This window comes from Candidatus Mycolicibacterium alkanivorans (assembly GCF_022760805.1).
Classification (GTDB): domain Bacteria; phylum Actinomycetota; class Actinomycetes; order Mycobacteriales; family Mycobacteriaceae; genus Mycobacterium; species Mycobacterium alkanivorans.
In genome coordinates this window covers 603,566-618,676 of sequence record NZ_JAIVFL010000001.1, presented here as the reverse complement: position 1 = coordinate 618,676, position 15,111 = coordinate 603,566, and the positions used below count along the sequence as shown (strand labels likewise).

Below are 15,111 nucleotides of genomic sequence, written 5' to 3'. Positions count from 1 at the left end.
GTAGCCGCGCCGAGACGCGGTTGTGTACGCCCCGGCGTCCAACAACTCAGCGCCCGGCGTACCCGGCGTCGGTCAGTGCATCGAGCACGTCGAGCGGGTCGGTGCCGAGGTCCCAGCGGCTGAGCACGATCAGTTGGTTGTCGGTCGTGTCGATCTCCAGCAGCCGCACTTTGCGGCCGATCCGGCGGAACTCGGTGATGCGGATCAGCGTGATGTCCGGGCGGCGCAGCGTCTGGGTCCGAATCCAGCCCCGGTAGACCAGGCCCTCGGGGGTGATTGCCAGCCGGGGGCGTGCCCGCCACGATCCGAGGGCAAAGACGATCAGGCCCACGGCGGCGACGCTTGCCAGGATCCGGCCGGGTGCGTCTGCGACGACGGTCACACAAGCGGTAGCCATCAAAATGCCGCCGGCGCCAATACCAGCGATTCCCGCCGGATTCGGCGCCCATTCGGTTTGCTGCACGGCTTCCTCTAGGGGCCCTCGCCGCGGGGATTGCGGTTATCCACAGGTGTTATCAACAATGGGGATGAATCACATCGTTGTGATTGGTTTACCAGAAGGTTGCCAGCTCGATACCGGCGCGCGCACAGGATGGTTCTGATCGGGCGTCGCCGGGCTCAGCGCCACCGCATTGTCAGCAACAACCCTGTGATCATGAAAGCAAACGCGATCGCGTAGTTCCACGGACCAAGGTTTGCCATCCATTGCAGCGCGCTGGGAGTGTCGAACCCGGACGCCGCGAGTTGGAACACCAGCAGCCACGCCAGACCGATGAGCATCAGGCTGATGAACAGCACGACGAACCACACGCTGGACGGCCCAGCCTTCACCTTGACCGGGGTGCGGCTGACCGAGTTGACGGCGAAGTCGTTCTTCTTGCGAACCTTGGACTTGGGCATGGGTACCTTCGCGACGGATATTCGGTGCGACGATGGTCGCAGATCGATATGAGACTAACGCAGCGACGCCGCGACCAGACAATTCCGGCACCAGCGACGACGGGAGCCGCGCGTTCCCCGTGGCGCTTCGGTGTCCCGGTGGTGTGCCTGCTGGCGGGCCTTCTGCTGGCCGCCACCCACGGTGTCTCCGGCGGCGGCGAGATCCGCCGCAGCGATTCCCCCCGCCTGGTCGACCTGGTGCACGATGCCCAGAACTCCGTCGACCGGCTCTCCGCGCAGCGTGACGCGCTGTCTGCTCAGATCGACTCCACCCACGGCGCCTCGGCGGGCACGGCGCTCGCGGCGATGCTGGCCCGCGCGGACGAGCTGGCGGTCGACGCCGGCTTGGAGCCGGTGCACGGCCCGGGTCTGGTGGTCACGCTCTCCGACGCGCAGCGCGACGCCAACGGCCGCTTCCCCCGGGATGCCTCACCGGATGACCTGGTGGTCCACCAGCAGGACGTCCAGGCGGTCCTCAACGCGCTGTGGAGCGCGGGTGCCGAGGCGATCCAGATGCAGGATCAGCGGATCATCGGCACCTCCGCGCCGCGGTGTGTGGGCAACACGCTGCTGCTCAACGGCCGCACCTACAGCCCGCCCTACACCGTCACCGCGATCGGCGATGCGGCGGCCATGCAGGCGGCCCTTGCCGCGGCCCCACTGGTCACGCTCTTCAAGCAGTACGTGGTGCGTTTCGGCCTGGGCTACAGCGAGCAGGTCGGGCCCGACGTCCAGGTCGCCGGCCACACCGAACCGGTCCGCATGCGTTACGCCCAACCCGCCGGCCCGGTGGGCTACTGACCCGATCGCCTCGGGTCGGTCCCAGGTAACCTGACACGGTGCGGGTCTTGGTCGTCGACAACTACGACAGCTTCGTGTTCAACCTGGTCCAGTACCTGGGCCAACTCGGGGTGAACGCGCAGGTCTGGCGCAACGACGACGAGCGGTTGGCCGACGAGGCGAAGGTCGCCGCGGAGTTCGATGGCGTGCTGCTGAGCCCGGGCCCCGGTACCCCCGAGCGGGCCGGTGCGTCGATCCCGCTGGTGCGCGCCTGTGCCGACGCCGGCACGCCGCTGCTGGGCGTGTGCCTGGGCCACCAGGCCATCGGCGTGGCGTTCGGCGGCACCGTCGACCGCGCTCCGGAACTGCTGCACGGCAAGACCAGCGCCGTCTACCACACGAATGTCGGTGTGCTACAGGGACTTCCGAATCCGTTCACGGCCACCCGCTACCACTCGCTGACCATCCTGCCCGAGACCGTCCCAGCTGATCTCGAGGTCATCGCCCGCACTCGCGGCGGAGTGATCATGGCGGTGCGACACGTCGAGTTGCCGATCCACGGTGTGCAGTTCCACCCAGAGTCGATCCTGACCGAGGGCGGCCACCGGATGCTGGCCAACTGGCTGGGCTACTGCGGCGCAGCGCCGGCAGAAACCCTGGTGAGCCGGCTCGAGCGGGAAGTCGCCGACACGGTGCGGCATGCCACGGCCGACGACCCGCTCGCTACGACGCAAAGCTGAGCGTGATCGAGGCCCCGAAGTTCACCGCGCTGCCCGCCGGCGGACTCTGGGTCACAACGCCGTTGCTGCGCACCCCGCTGTTGTCGACGTTGGGGCTCTTGATCAGCACCCCGGTCCAGCCCAGCGCACGCAGGTTGGGTTCGGCGTCGGTCCAAAACTGACCCTTGAGGTCGGGCATCACGAACTGGTTACCCTTCGACACCTTGATCTGGATCACGGTGTCGAGGGGAACCGTCTGGCTCGCCGCCGGGTCGGTGCCGATGACCTGACCGGCGGACTCGGTGCTGTCGATTGGAACCGACAACGTCTTCTGGAAACCGGAGGCATTGAGGATCTGCTGGGCGATGTCGACGCCCTGGCCGGCCACCACGGGCACCGCCGCGGTCTGCGGCCCGGTGCCGACGACGATGGTGATCTCGTTGGTGATTGCTGAAGTCTGGTTGGCCGGCGGATTGGTGGCCAGCACCTTGTCCTTCTGCTCCGGCGTGGAGGCCTCGTCGGCCCGCTTGAATTTTCCGAAGCCGGCGGCGGTGAGCTTCTTGACCGCGTCGCCGTAGCTCAGTGACGACACATCGGGCACCTGGCGCTGCTCAGGGCCGGTCGAGAGGATGATCGTGATCTCGTCGCCGGCGCTGACCGCGGAGTTGCCAGCTGGATCGGTGCCGATCGCGTGATCCGGCGGGATGGTGTTGTCCGGGTTCTTCTCGGTGCGGATCTTGAAGCCCTTGTTTTGCAGCGTGGCGATCGCATCGGCGGCCGCCTGGCCGCGCACGTCGGGCACCTGCACGTTGCGGGGGTTGCCGCTGACCATGTTGATCGCGATCGTCACCACCACGGTCAGGATGGCCAGGACAGCCACGGCGACCAGCCAGCGCCCAACGGAGCCGGTGGGCCGGTCCCGGTCGAGGTACTGGCCCGGGCGCGGGATTTCGTCGGTGGTCTCGGCACGCGAGAGGGGTCCCGACGTGGCGGCCATCATTGAGGTCCGCTCCGCGTGGGTGAGCACCTTCGGCGCCTCGGGGGCTTCGCCGTTGTGCACGCGCACCAGGTCGGAGCGCATCTCGGCGGCGGTCTGGTAGCGGTTGTCCGGGTTCTTGGCCAGCGCTTTGAGGACGACGGCGTCCAGCTCCGGTGAGATTCCCGGATGCTTCTGTGAGGGCGGGACCGGGTCTTCGCGGACGTGCTGGTAGGCCACCGCGACCGGGGAATCACCGATGAACGGCGGCTGGCCGGTGAGGATTTCGTAGAGCACGCAGCCCAGCGAGTAGACGTCGGAGCGGGCGTCGACCGACTCGCCGCGGGCCTGCTCGGGTGAGAGGTACTGGGCGGTTCCGATGACCGCCGCAGTCTGCGTGACGCTGACGCCGCCATCGGCCAGGGCTCGGGCGATGCCGAAGTCCATCACCTTCACCGCGCCGGTCTTGGAGATCATGATGTTGGCGGGCTTGACGTCGCGGTGGATGATGCCGTGCTGGTGGCTGAAGTTCAGTGCCTGGCAGGCGTCGGCAATGATCTCGATGGCCCGCCGCGGCGGCATCGGGCCGTCGGTGTGGACGATGTCGCGCAGGGTCACCCCGTCGACGTACTCCATCACGATGTAGGGCAGCGGGCCGGCGGTGGTCTCGGCCTCCCCGGTGTCGTAGACCGCCACGATGGCCGGGTGGTTCAGCGCGGCGGCGTTCTGCGCCTCCCGGCGGAACCGCAGATAAAAGCTGGGGTCGCGGGCCAGGTCGGCGCGCAGCACCTTGACCGCGACGTCGCGGTGCAGACGAGTGTCGCGCGCACGATGCACCTCGGACATGCCGCCGAAGCCGAGGATCTCGCCCAGCTCGTAGCGGTCGGACAGGTGCTGTGGGGTGCTCATCGTGGTGTCTCGTCGGGTGGGTCGACGGGGTTCTCATCACCAGTAGCCGAACTGGCCGCGGTGAACCGGATCCGGCCGATCTGGTCTCCACCGCCCCACCCCGACGGCGCGGAGTGGCTGGTCGGGGTCACGGTGTCGGTGACGGTCTGCTCGACGGGCTTGTTGATCCTGCGGTCGCGGTCGGCCAGCACGATCAGGATCGCGCTGATGATCGCCAGGGCGCCCAGCACACCGGCTGCCCACAGCAGGGCGCGCTGGCCTGAGGAGAAGGTGCGCCGTGCCGGCTGCGGCCGATGGCTACCGGTGACGGCGCGCGGGCGGGTCCCGGTCGCCGGAGCCGCGGGCAGCCGCGGCGAACTGCCGGGGATCGCCGCCGGGGTGGCCCGGATGGTCGGTGCGGAGTTGGGCCGCGGCGGCCGCCGCCCAGCCCGCACGGCTGCCACCGCGTCGGCGAACTGGCCGCCGTTGCGGTACCGCATGCCGGGATTCTTCACCAGGGTGATCTCGATCAGCTCGCGCACGTTGGGCGGCAGGTCGGCGGGCAGCGGCGCCGGCGTCTCCTTGATGTGCTTCATGGCCACCGTCAGCGCGCCGTCTCCGATGAACGGGCGCTTGCCCGAAACCGCTTCGTAGCCAACAACTCCCAGCGAGTACACGTCACTGGCGGCGGTAGCGTCATGGCCCAGTGCCTGCTCGGGCGCGATGTACTGGGCGGTGCCCATCACCATGCCGGTCTGGGTGACGGGTGCGGCGTCGACGGCCTTGGCGATGCCGAAGTCGGTGAGCTTCACCTGCCCGGCGGGCGTGATCAGGATGTTGCCCGGCTTGACGTCGCGATGCACCAGCCCGGCGGCGTGCGCGACCTGTAACGCGCGACCGGTCTGCTCGAGCATGTCCAGCGCATGGCGCAGCGACAGCCGGCCGGTGCGCTTGATCACCGAGTTCAGCGGCTCGCCGTTGATCAGTTCCATCACCAGGTAGGCGGTGCGGCCCTCGCCGTCCATGTCGGTCTCGCCGTAGTCGTGCACGGCCGCGATGCCCGGGTGGTTGAGCATGGCGACGGTGCGGGCCTCGGCGCGGAAGCGTTCGACGAATTCGGGGTCGGAGGAGAACTCCTGCTTGAGCACCTTGACGGCCACCCGCCGGCCCAGCCGGCTGTCCACGGCCTCCCACACCTGGCCCATGCCGCCGGTGGCGATCAGCCGCTGCAGCCGGTAGCGGCCGGACAGCGTCACTCCCACGCGCGGGCTCATTGCTTGCCTCGCTTCGCTTGGCTGCGCGGGCTCATGGCTTGCCTCGCTTCGCTTGGCTGCGCGGGCTCATTGCTTGCCTCGCTTCGCTTGGCTGCGCGGGCTCATGAAGCCCCCTGCAATGCCGCCGCGATGGTTGCCCGGCCGATCGGGGCGGCCAGCGCCCCGCCCGTCGCCGAGAGCCGGTCGCCGCCGTTCTCGATCAGCACCGAGACCGCGACCTTGGGGTTCTGGGCGGGCGCGAAGGCGATGTACCAGGCGTGCGGCGGCGTGTTCCTCGGGTCGGTACCGTGCTCGGCGGTCCCGGTCTTGGACGCGATCTGGACGCCCGGAATCGCTCCCTTTTGCTGGGTGAGCTGTTCGGCGCCGATCATCAAATCAGTTAGCTTAGCCGCGACCTGTGACGAAACCGCACGCCGCTGCTCCTGAGGCGCGGGGCCGCTGATGTTGGACAGGTCGGGACCCTTGAGAGTGTCGACCAGGTATGGCTGCATCATCAACCCGGCGTTGGCGATCGCCGCCGCCACCTCCGCGTTCTGCAACGGTGTCACCGCCACGTCTTTCTGACCCATACTCGACATCCCCAGCGCGGCGGCGTCGACGATCGGTCCGACGGTGGACTCGGCGACCTCCATCGGGATCGGCGCCGATGCAATGTCGAACCCGAATGCCTGCGCGGTGTTGCGCAGGGCTTCGGCACCCACTCGGATACCCAGTTCGACGAACGCGGTGTTGCACGAGCGTGTGAACGCCTCGCGCAGCGATGCGGTGGGGTTGCCGCCGCAGGGCGTTCCGCCGTAGTTCTCCAGGGTTGCGGTGCTGTTGGGCAGCTGGATCTGGGGGGCGGCGGTCAGCTGATCGGCGTCGCTGACCCCGGCTTGCAGCGCGGCGGCGGTGGTGATCACCTTGAACGTCGACCCGGGCGGGAAGGTCTCGGCGATTGCCCGGTTGGTCAGCGGCGAGCCGGGATCGTCGCGCAGCTGCTGCCAGGCCCGGCCTTGCTCCTCGGTGTCGTGGGTGGCCAGCAGATTGGGGTCGTAGGACGGTGAGGACACCATCGCCAGGATCTTGCCGGTGGACGGCTCCAAGGCGACCACCGAGCCCTTGCACGGACCGTTGCAGCCCTGCTGCATCGCGTCCCAGGCGGCCTGCTGGACCCGCGGCAGGATGGTGGTGTCGACGTTGCCGCCGCGCGGGTCGCGGCCGGTGAAGAAGTCGGCCAGCCGGCGGCCGAACAGCCGCGGATCGGAACCGTTGAGGATGCTGTCCTCGGCGCGCTCAAGCCCGCTGCTGGAGTAGCGCAGCGAGTAGAAGCCCGTAACAGGGGCGTAGACAAAGGGATTCGGGTAGACCCGCAGGAACCGGTAGTGGCCGTTGGTCGACACCGAGTAGGCCAGCAGCTGTCCGCCTGCGGTGATCTGTCCGCGCTGACGCGAGTACTCGTCGAGCAGCACGCGCTGGTTGCGCGGGTCGGCGCGCAGCCCGTCGGCGCGGAAGACCTGGGTCACCGTCGCGTTGATCAGCAGCAGCACGATCAACGCCATGATCATCACCGAGATGCGGCGCAGTGAAGTGTTCATACCCGCTCGATCACCTCGGTACCCGCCGCCGCGATGGAGGTGTGCGGGCGGGTCATGATCGGGCGTCGCGCTGCGTGCGAGATCTTCACCAGGATGGCCAGCAACAGGTAGTTGGCCACCAGCGACGAGCCGCCGTAGGACATCCACGGGGTGGTCAATCCGGTCAGCGGGATCAGCCCGGTGACGCCGCCGACGACGATGAACAGCTGGATCGCCAGCGTCGAGGACAGCCCAGCCGCCAGCAGCTTGCCGAAGCTGTCGCGCACCGCGATCGCGGTGCGCAGGCCGCGGACGATCACGATGGTGTACAGCATCAGCACCCCGGCCAGCCCGACGAGCCCCAGTTCCTCACCGACCGCGGCGATGATGAAGTCCGTCGACGCTGCGGGCACGGCACCGGGCTGCCCGTTGCCCAGCCCGGTGCCGAAGATGCCGCCGGTGGCGAAACTGAACTGCGACTGCACCATCTGGTAGCCCGAGCCCTCGGGGTCGGCGAACGGATCCAGCCACGTCTGCACCCGGACCCGGACGTGGCCGAACAGGTGGTAGGCCGCCACGCTGCCCGCGGCGAACAGCGTCAGGCCGATGGCCAGCCAGCTGAACCGCTCGGTGGCGATGTAGACCATCACCAGAAACGATGCGTAGAGCAGCAGTGAGGTGCCGAGGTCCTTCTCGAAGACCATGACGCCCACCGAGGCGATCCACGCCACCAGCAGCGGGGCCAGGTCGCGCGGGCGGGGCACGTCCATGCCAAGGACGTGCTTGCCGGCGCTGGTGAACAGGCTGCGCTTGGCCACCAGAACCGCGGCGAAGAAGATCAGCAGAAGGATCTTGGAGAATTCGGCAGGCTGAATACTGAAGCCGGGGAAGCGAATCCAGATCTTGGCGCCGTTGGTCTCGGAGAAGTGCGCGGGCAACAGCGCGGGAATGGCCAGCAGCACCAGGCCGGCCAGTCCGCAGACGTAGCCGTAGCGGGCCAGGATCCGGTGGTCCTTGAGGACGATCACCACCAGAGAGAAGCCGACGACGCCCACCAGTGTCCACAGCATCTGCTGGGAGTCGCTGGGGCCCCGCGACGACGGCGACAGCGCACGCTGCACCAGGTCGAGGCGGTGGATCATCACCAGGCCCAGGCCGTTGAGCAGCGCGACCACCGGTAGCAGCACCGGGTCGGCGTACGGGGCGAAGCGCCGAATGGCCAGGTGCGCGCAGACGAACAGCGTCAGGAAGGCCAGCGTGGAGCTGGCCAGATCCCAGCTGATGCCCTGCTCCTGGCTGGCCTCCACGATGATCAGCGCGACGAAGGTGATCAGGGTCGCGAAGCACAGCAGCGCCAGTTCGGCGTTGCGGCGGGTCGGGGTCAAGGGCGCCACCGCCGCCGGCGACTGCGGCTGGGTCGTCATGCCGCCACCCTGCAGTCAACACCCGGCTTCTGCGGCGGCGCGGGCAACTGAGTCACCGTCGGCGACGGGGCCGGAGTCGGCGCGGGAGCCGACTTGGGCACCGGCGCGGGGGTGGGCGCGGGCGTCTTGGGCACCGGCGGCGCGGGCGGCGCGGGTGGCGCACACGGCGGCAGCAGTGAACTGCGGGCCAGTTCACGCAGCTGGCCGATCGCGTTGTCGAGACTTCCGGCGGGCAGTCCGGCCGAGACCTGGGTGCGTTCGGAGGGGCGCAGATCCTGCAGCTGAATCAGCTGGCAGCCCAGCGAGCTGGTGGCCCGCCCGTAGCTGATCTGCGAGAGCTCATTGCGGTCGTTCAGGCAGCCCAGCAGGTAGGGCTCCTGTAGGGGATAGCCGAGGATCGAACCCTGGATCCCGCGCATGATCGCCACGGTCCCGTTGTAGGCGCCGACGTAGTAGTTGGCGCGGATGATCTCGCGGCCTACCGCCAACCCGGCCAGCGCCAGCAGCAGGACCAGCGCGGCGGCGATGAACATCCGCCTGCGTGAGCGCGGCTTGGGTGGGGGCTCGGGCTCGGGCACCACTCGTTTGGCGACGTTGGGCCGAGGGTTGATGGCCGACGCACGGCCGGCGGCAGTGTTGGGCGGTGCGACGTGGTCGTCGTCGCTGGAGACCGCACCGGCCAGGATCGGCTGGGTCTGGCCGCCGTAGTCGTGGTCGACGACGTCGGCGACCACCACGGTCACGTTGTCCGGTCCCCCGCCTCGCAGCGCGAGCTCGATGAGCCGGTCGGCGCTCTCGGCGACATCGGAGAGCTGCAGCGCTTCCAGGATCGTCTCGTGGCTGACCGGGTCGGACAGGCCGTCGGAGCACAGCAGGTAGCGGTCGCCCTCGCGGGCCTCCCGCATGATCAGCGTCGGCTCCACTTCATGACCGGTGAGCGCGCGCATGATCAGCGAACGCTGCGGGTGGCTGTGCGCCTCCTCGGCGGTGATCCGGCCCTCGTCGACCAGGGTCTGCACGAAGGTGTCGTCCTTGGTGATCTGCGTCAGCTCGCCGTCGCGCAGCAGATACCCACGCGAGTCGCCGATGTGTACCAGCCCAAGTCTGTTGCCCGCGAACAGGATTGCGGTCAGCGTTGTGCCCATGCCTTCGAGCTCGGGCTCGATCTCGACGTGCGCGGCGATGGCGGAGTTGCCTTCGCGGACCGCCTCCTCGAGCTTGCTCAGCAGGTCGCCACCGGGCTCGTCGTCGTCGAGATGGGCCAGCGCGGCGATCACCAGCTGGGAGGCCACCTCACCGGCGGCGTGCCCGCCCATCCCGTCGGCCAGCGCCAGCAGCCGAGCGCCGGCGTAGACGGAGTCTTCATTGTTGGCGCGAACCAGGCCGCGGTCGCTGCGGGCGGCGTAGCGCAGGACCAGTGTCACGGGCGTAGCTCGATTACCGTCTTGCCGACGTGAACCGGCGTGCCGATCGGAACGCGTACTGCCGTCGTCACCTTCGCCCTGTCGAGGTATGTGCCGTTGGTCGATCCTAGGTCTTCTACGTACCAATCGGAGCCGCGCTGGGACAGTCGGGCGTGCCGGGTCGACGCGTAGTCGTCGGTGAGAACCAGGGTGGAGTCGTCGGCCCGGCCGATCAGCACTGGCTGGGTGCCCAGCGTGATGCGGGTGCCGGCCAACGCGCCCTCGGTGACCACCAGATAGCGGGCGGCGTGGCGTTGCTGGCGGGAGGGCAGCAGGGAGCCGCGCAGCGCCAAGCCGCGGCGGACCATCACCGCGCCGGTGGGGGCGTAGATGTCGTTGCGCAGGATGCGCAGCACCGACCAGATGAACAGCCAGAGCAGCAGGAGGAAACCGGCGCGCGTCAGCTGCAGAACTAGTCCCTGCATCCGGCGTCCTCTCCGTCCTCGCACCGCTGTCGCCGTCCCGGCGAAACCCGCTGACACCGGGCCGACCGCGGCACCGTCACGATACTGGGACGCCGGAGCCGACGAGGGTGAAGCCCAACAGCATCGCCCAAGCCGCGGCCCCGCCGACCTCAGTGAACGCGGACGATGATCTCGGAGTGGCCGAGCCGGATGACGTCGCCGTCGGCCAGCTGCCACTCCTGAACGGGCGCGTTGTTGACCGTCGTCCCGTTGGTCGAGTTCAGGTCGGAGAGCAACGCCACCTGGCCGTCCCAGCGGATCTCCAGATGCCGGCGCGACACCCCGGTGTCAGGCAGGCGGAACTGGGCATCCTGGCCGCGGCCGATGACGTTGGCGCCTTCGCGCAGCTGGTAGGTGCGGCCGCTGCCGTCATCGAGCTGCAGGGTGACGCTGTGGCCGGTCGCCGGGTACTCGGGCTGGGCCGGCTGGCCGTAGCCGCCGTAGCCACCACCGGCGGGCTGACCGAAGTCGTAGTCACGGCCGGCCGGCTCGGCGTAGCCGCCCTGGTCATAGCGGGGGTACTCGGGCTGGCGGTAACCCTGGTCGTAGCCGGCGCCGGAGCCCTGCTGCTGCTCGTAGCCGCCCTGGTCCGGGTAGGCCGGGCGGGGCTCGGGACGGCCGTAGCCGGGCTCCTCGTGACGCCGCGGCGCACGGCCGTAGTCATAGTCACTGGGCGGCGGGGCACCATAGCCGCCGGCGGGAGGCGGACCGTAGGGCGCCGCCGGCGGGGGTCCATAGCCGGGCGGGGGCTGCCGGTAGCCCTGGTCGTAGCCGCCGGCCGGGGGCCGCTGCTCGTATCCCTGGCCGGCGGGCGCGTAGCCCTGCTGGTAGCCGCCCTGCTCGGGGTAGCCGCCGCGCGGGGCGTAGCCCGGCTCGTTGGGCGGAGCCGCGTATCCACCGGGGCCACCCCGCTCGGGGGCGCCGGCGCGCGGCTCCTCCTGCGGACGGCCGTAGCGCTCGTCGTAATAGTCGTCGGCGGGCCGCCCCTGACCCTGGTCGCCGCCGTAGCTCGGGTTATCGCTCATCGGTGGTACTCCTGGTTCTGCGGTGAACGCATGGTTCGATTCTGCTGGGGCGGTTGCGCCTGCGGACGGGTGGGGGTTGGCATCCGGATTGACGACGCCACGCGCACGGTACTGGCCGGTGTGCAGGCTCGGCGACGGCTCGAATCTGACGACGACATCACCATACGTTTGCCATTCCTGTTCAGAGACGTATCTCTTCAAGTGTTTGGCAAATGTGTCCGACGTGAGATCGCGATCGGCGCTGACCTTCTCGAAATCGGACCCACTGAGGGTAATGACGTATTCATTCGGCGCCAAAAAACGATCGCCGGGAAGCGTTTGCACACCGTCGGAGGCCTCCCGCCGCAGCAGCGCTTCCACTTCCTGCGGAACGATGGACCCACCGAACACTCGGGCGAACGCATCGCCCACGGTGTTCTCGAGTTTGCGCTCGATGCGTTGAACCAGACCCTTCTGGTTGCTCATCTCACCGCCTGCCTCGAGTCCGATACGTGTTCGACGCGTGTCGCGCCGCCGCCTTCTTTCTCTTGAATGGTATCGGCCCAGGTTGGCGCACCGTCCCATGAGAACTCTGAGAAACGTGTTACAGCAGGCCAGAGGGGCGATGGGCAGCCGCGAATCGAGGGGCCGCGGGCCCATCGGAGCTGGGGGTACGGTTGAGGACAACCCCCTCAACCGTGATACGCTCCCCCGGTTGTTTCGGGCGAGTGGCGGAATGGCAGACGCGCTGGCTTCAGGTGCCAGTGTCCTTCGGGACGTGGGGGTTCAAGTCCCCCTTCGCCCACATCGAGCGGTTCTACGAACTGCAGGCATAGGGTCACGAACTCGAGAGAGGTCGTGACCTTTGTGTTTGGTGAGGTCGGTCTGTGCCGCACGCCCGAGCGACGGGTAGTCAAGTGTCGCAGCGCAGGCAGCGCAGAATGTCCGGTCTCGCATGGGTGTCCGGCTTAGACCACCAGGTAGCCCAGGCGTTGAGCTGCCTTCGCGATCCGAAGTGTCAGGTCGGGGTGGGTCAGTGGTAGGGACAGTACGGGGCCTGGCGGGCATCGCATCGGCGGCGGGCATGAACAGCGTGATGCACGGTTCGCCGGCGAACCGGCTGTTGTAGCGCAGGCCGTCCAGGTTGGGGAACGCCTCTGTGATGCGCCGGGCCCAGTGCTGTGTAATCGAGTGCGGCCAGTCGATAATGCGAATGTGCCGGCGCTGTTTGCAACCAGATCAAGCAACCGAAGCTCTCGGGTGAATCGCAACCCGGATAGGTGGGGATCACCACGAAACCGGTCGATGGTGCGCTCGGCCTGGAACGCCTGGGGAAGAACGCGGACTCGCCGTGATCCACTACGACGCTGATTTCGACCTCGTCGCCGCTGCCACCGGACAGCCCACGCAATGGGTCGTTCCCGCTGGAACCATTGATTAAATCGTCGGCAGTACCGGTCCAGACATCTGCAGTAACCACGGCCCTCGGGTGGGGAATTTCAATGAGCACACTTGGGGACTTTCGAGAGCGCCATCAGCGCGCTCGTCTTGACGGGGGCAAGCTGCCAAAGGACGCCACGGCACCGTCGGTGAGTGGCTGGGCATTGGTGGGCAACGACTCTCGCGGACTCCGATCGCCGGGAGTTCACACGTGCGCTAACGCCATCCTCAGCCGCCGTCACCATCGTCCTCACGGAGTCCCGTAAAGCCGTTGATCAACGTGGCATTGCGGCTTCCACGCAGACCGGCATTCAATCTGTGCGAGCGCTAAGGGATCCAGGGCCAGCGGCAGGGTGTCAGCGAGCATCGATCGACCACAGCGCAGCAATGTTATGCGCCGCGATGTCTCGCCGGGTCATCCACCGAGGCGGCTCCCCGCCCCGCCCGTGGCCCCTGCCGCCGGGCCTGATCGACCGCGTCCGGTGCGCCGGCACGCGCGATACACGACACGTCCGGGACACCACCGCGGATCGACGCCACTTTCCTATTCATCCGTTGCCGCACAACATGGCGGTACAGCCAGTCCCTGAACCCCGACAGATTCGCGCCGTGCTCGGCGTAGAACGCATCAGGACTGTCATAGCAGCCCAGATCGCCGTTGACACCGGTCATCTGGATGGTCGTGTCGGCACCGCGCCAATCGATCGGTGGGTTCGCGAGGTCGTTGGCCCCGACGCCGTAACCGAGGAAGGCGCCACGTTCACCCGGTACCATCGCCCGAAGACCGTCGAGGTACCCCGTGTCGAGGATGACGCCCTCCAGCGCCAGCCAGCGGCCATCGACGAGCACTTCTACCCAACTGTGGATGATGTTGGTCGGCGCCAGCCGATACCACAGTCCGGTGACGACCCCCTTTTGCAGCCGCTTGTGGATCGTTGCCCCGTGGAAACGACACGGGATACCGACGCCGCGCAGCAGCGCCATGAGCAGGATCGTTTTGGTGTTGCACTGCCCATAGCCGTCGGCGAGGACCCGGGAGGCCGGAATCGGGTCAGTTTGGTTGTAGCCGAATGGGATGTCGTCACGCACGAAGGTGTAAACCGCGCCGATACGCTGCCCGGTGGGCAGCGACTCCCAGCCACGGTCCTCAATCAGCGTTCTCAACGAGGCATGGCCATAGTCGAGGAGCTCGGTCTCGCTCAGATAGTCGCGGTCGGCAGTGGTCAACGGATTCCCTACAGTCGGCATCGTCGGTTCACGGTATACACGGTTGGACGCGCCGATGCAGGGTCAAAAGTCGCCGGCCGACGCCCTGCAGCGGGGTCGAAAGCCTCGGGCGGAGCGAAGGCGGCGCGCCATTGGCGGTCGGCCGAGAGGGATTGACGATTTCTGCGCGGCGGAGTCGGTTGGCAAGCGAGTATCGCGCTGGCTGTTCAACATTCGGCTCAGCGGGTTCGGCCGTGTCGACGGCTTCACTCGAAGCGTGGTCTTTAATGGGCTCTGGCGAGATCTTGGACAATCCTTGGATTCTTTCGGGATCTTCGTTGACCGGCTCGAATCTAGGCTGACGTCATGAGACCGACAGTGGCCGAGGCGTTTTCCGGATCGACGAAGCAGACGGCCTGGTGAATCAGCTGTTTGGCCTACCGGCCCATCCCTTGTTTGCTCACCTGACGGTGGTTGCGGTTCCGGTGGCCGCGCTGCTCGTCGGCGTCGTCGCGCTAGTCCCCCGGGTTCCGCGGCTTGTCAAGTCCACCACACTGGTGTTGTGCGCGTTGTCGGTTGCGTTGGTGCCGTTGATGGAGTGGTCCGGCAAGCCGCTTGAGGAGCGGGTGACCGAGACCCCAGCGGTCGAGCGGCATGCGGAGATGGGCGAGACATTGCTGCCCTGGGTCGTCGGGCTGTTGATCGTGATCGTGGCTGTTCTTGCGGCCGACCGGTGGCTCCGCCGACCGGCAGCGCGACGCCGCACAGTCAGCGACCGGATTCTGACAATCGGGCTGACGGTAGTGGCGGTTGCGGTGGCAGCGGGGACCCTCGCGCAGACCGTCCGCATCGGTCACAGCGGCGCGCAGGCAACCTGGTCCGCCCCCGGCGTTTCGACGCCCGCGCCCGCCGAGGAAGACGATCACTGACCGCCAGGTCCGTGCCTTCGAAAATCAGTTGAGTTCGCAACTATTTTAG

The 15,111-nt window shown here is 67.9% G+C and carries 13 protein-coding genes, 1 tRNA gene and 2 pseudogenes; 5 read left to right on the top strand and 11 right to left on the bottom strand.

The genetic code is table 11. The features are described from left to right. Positions 1-46 precede the first annotated feature (46 nt). Positions 47-463, bottom strand: coding sequence for a PH domain-containing protein (locus K9U37_RS03115; RefSeq protein WP_243070482.1), 417 nt, complete (start codon positions 461-463; stop codon positions 47-49). A 155-nt stretch (positions 464-618) separates the two neighbouring features. Next, positions 619-900: a cell division protein CrgA gene (gene crgA / locus K9U37_RS03110; protein ID WP_243070481.1), complete on the bottom strand. Its 282-nt coding sequence runs from the start codon at positions 898-900 to the stop codon at positions 619-621. Positions 901-948: 48 nt separating this feature from the next. Here crgA and K9U37_RS03105 point away from each other — a divergent pair, with 48 nt between their 5' ends. Both K9U37_RS03105 and K9U37_RS03100 read left to right on the top strand, forming a co-directional pair. Beyond that, complete coding sequence (locus K9U37_RS03105) at positions 949-1,740, top strand: DUF881 domain-containing protein (protein WP_243070480.1); 792 nt, start codon at positions 949-951, stop codon at positions 1,738-1,740. Positions 1,741-1,778: 38 nt separating this feature from the next. Beyond that, positions 1,779-2,459, top strand: a complete 681-nt coding sequence (locus K9U37_RS03100) for an aminodeoxychorismate/anthranilate synthase component II (protein ID WP_243070479.1) — start codon at positions 1,779-1,781, stop codon at positions 2,457-2,459. On the opposite strand, the gene pknB is transcribed toward K9U37_RS03100, so the two are convergent. The 7 genes from pknB to K9U37_RS03065 all read right to left on the bottom strand — a co-directional run bounded on the left by pknB (position 2,443) and on the right by K9U37_RS03065 (position 11,973). Next, positions 2,443-4,323 (bottom strand): Stk1 family PASTA domain-containing Ser/Thr kinase, encoded by a 1,881-nt coding sequence (pknB, locus tag K9U37_RS03095; RefSeq protein WP_243070478.1) that lies wholly within the window; start codon positions 4,321-4,323, stop codon positions 2,443-2,445. The two genes, K9U37_RS03100 and pknB, sit on opposite strands and share 17 nt — an antisense overlap. After that, positions 4,320-5,576 carry a serine/threonine-protein kinase gene (locus K9U37_RS03090; RefSeq protein ID WP_243070477.1) on the bottom strand — a complete coding sequence of 419 codons (1,257 nt, stop codon included), beginning with the start codon at positions 5,574-5,576 and terminating at the stop codon, positions 4,320-4,322. The genes pknB and K9U37_RS03090 overlap by 4 nt, the downstream gene beginning before the upstream one ends. A gap of 101 nt (positions 5,577-5,677) precedes the next feature. Then, entirely contained in the window at positions 5,678-7,153 is a 1,476-nt protein-coding gene (pbpA, locus tag K9U37_RS03085; protein WP_243070476.1) for a D,D-transpeptidase PbpA, read from the bottom strand. Then, positions 7,150-8,556: a peptidoglycan glycosyltransferase RodA gene (locus tag K9U37_RS03080; protein ID WP_243070475.1), complete on the bottom strand. Its 1,407-nt coding sequence runs from the start codon at positions 8,554-8,556 to the stop codon at positions 7,150-7,152. The genes pbpA and K9U37_RS03080 overlap by 4 nt, the downstream gene beginning before the upstream one ends. After that, a complete protein-coding gene (locus K9U37_RS03075) occupies positions 8,553-9,980 on the bottom strand; it encodes a PP2C family protein-serine/threonine phosphatase (RefSeq protein WP_243070474.1) in 1,428 nt (475 codons plus the stop codon). Before K9U37_RS03075 ends, K9U37_RS03080 begins: the two co-directional genes overlap by 4 nt. After that, the gene (locus K9U37_RS03070) at positions 9,977-10,444 is read right to left on the bottom strand and encodes an FHA domain-containing protein FhaB/FipA (RefSeq protein WP_243070473.1); all 468 of its coding nucleotides are present in this window, start codon (positions 10,442-10,444) and stop codon (positions 9,977-9,979) included. Before K9U37_RS03070 ends, K9U37_RS03075 begins: the two co-directional genes overlap by 4 nt. A gap of 149 nt (positions 10,445-10,593) precedes the next feature. Continuing rightward, positions 10,594-11,973, bottom strand: coding sequence for an FhaA domain-containing protein (locus K9U37_RS03065; RefSeq protein WP_243070472.1), 1,380 nt, complete (start codon positions 11,971-11,973; stop codon positions 10,594-10,596). 236 nt (positions 11,974-12,209) lie between these two features. Here K9U37_RS03065 and K9U37_RS03060 point away from each other — a divergent pair. After that, positions 12,210-12,292 (top strand) — tRNA-Leu (locus tag K9U37_RS03060). Positions 12,293-12,455: 163 nt separating this feature from the next. Here the strand turns inward: K9U37_RS03060 and K9U37_RS20125 are convergent. Beyond that, positions 12,456-12,824 (bottom strand): annotated as a pseudogene (locus tag K9U37_RS20125) (RES domain-containing protein); the annotation flags it as partial. Here K9U37_RS20125 and K9U37_RS03055 point away from each other — a divergent pair. Further along, positions 12,818-12,928, top strand: a pseudogene (locus K9U37_RS03055) (PIN domain nuclease); the annotation flags it as partial. The pseudogenes K9U37_RS20125 and K9U37_RS03055 overlap by 7 nt on opposite strands. A gap of 389 nt (positions 12,929-13,317) precedes the next feature. Here the strand turns inward: K9U37_RS03055 and K9U37_RS03050 are convergent. Then, positions 13,318-14,175 (bottom strand): transglutaminase-like domain-containing protein, encoded by an 858-nt coding sequence (locus K9U37_RS03050; protein ID WP_243070471.1) that lies wholly within the window; start codon positions 14,173-14,175, stop codon positions 13,318-13,320. A 443-nt stretch (positions 14,176-14,618) separates the two neighbouring features. Here K9U37_RS03050 and K9U37_RS03045 point away from each other — a divergent pair, with 443 nt between their 5' ends. After that, positions 14,619-15,062, top strand: coding sequence for a hypothetical protein (locus K9U37_RS03045; protein ID WP_243070470.1), 444 nt, complete (start codon positions 14,619-14,621; stop codon positions 15,060-15,062). Positions 15,063-15,111 lie beyond the last annotated feature (49 nt).

Excerpts from the sequence above, each read along its gene's own strand:
- crgA (WP_243070481.1), bottom strand. The coding sequence starts at position 900 with ATGCCCAAGTCCAAGGTTCGCAAGAAGAACGACTTCGCCGTCAACTCG.
- K9U37_RS03105 (WP_243070480.1), top strand. The coding sequence starts at position 949 with ATGAGACTAACGCAGCGACGCCGCGACCAGACAATTCCGGCACCAGCG.
- pknB (WP_243070478.1), bottom strand. The coding sequence starts at position 4,323 with ATGAGCACCCCACAGCACCTGTCCGACCGCTACGAGCTGGGCGAGATC.
- K9U37_RS03090 (WP_243070477.1), bottom strand. The coding sequence starts at position 5,576 with ATGAGCCCGCGCGTGGGAGTGACGCTGTCCGGCCGCTACCGGCTGCAG.
- pbpA (WP_243070476.1), bottom strand. The coding sequence starts at position 7,153 with ATGAACACTTCACTGCGCCGCATCTCGGTGATGATCATGGCGTTGATC.
- K9U37_RS03080 (WP_243070475.1), bottom strand. The coding sequence starts at position 8,556 with ATGACGACCCAGCCGCAGTCGCCGGCGGCGGTGGCGCCCTTGACCCCG.
- K9U37_RS03070 (WP_243070473.1), bottom strand. The coding sequence starts at position 10,444 with ATGCAGGGACTAGTTCTGCAGCTGACGCGCGCCGGTTTCCTCCTGCTG.
- K9U37_RS03065 (WP_243070472.1), bottom strand. The coding sequence starts at position 11,973 with ATGAGCAACCAGAAGGGTCTGGTTCAACGCATCGAGCGCAAACTCGAG.
- K9U37_RS03050 (WP_243070471.1), bottom strand. The coding sequence starts at position 14,175 with ATGCCGACTGTAGGGAATCCGTTGACCACTGCCGACCGCGACTATCTG.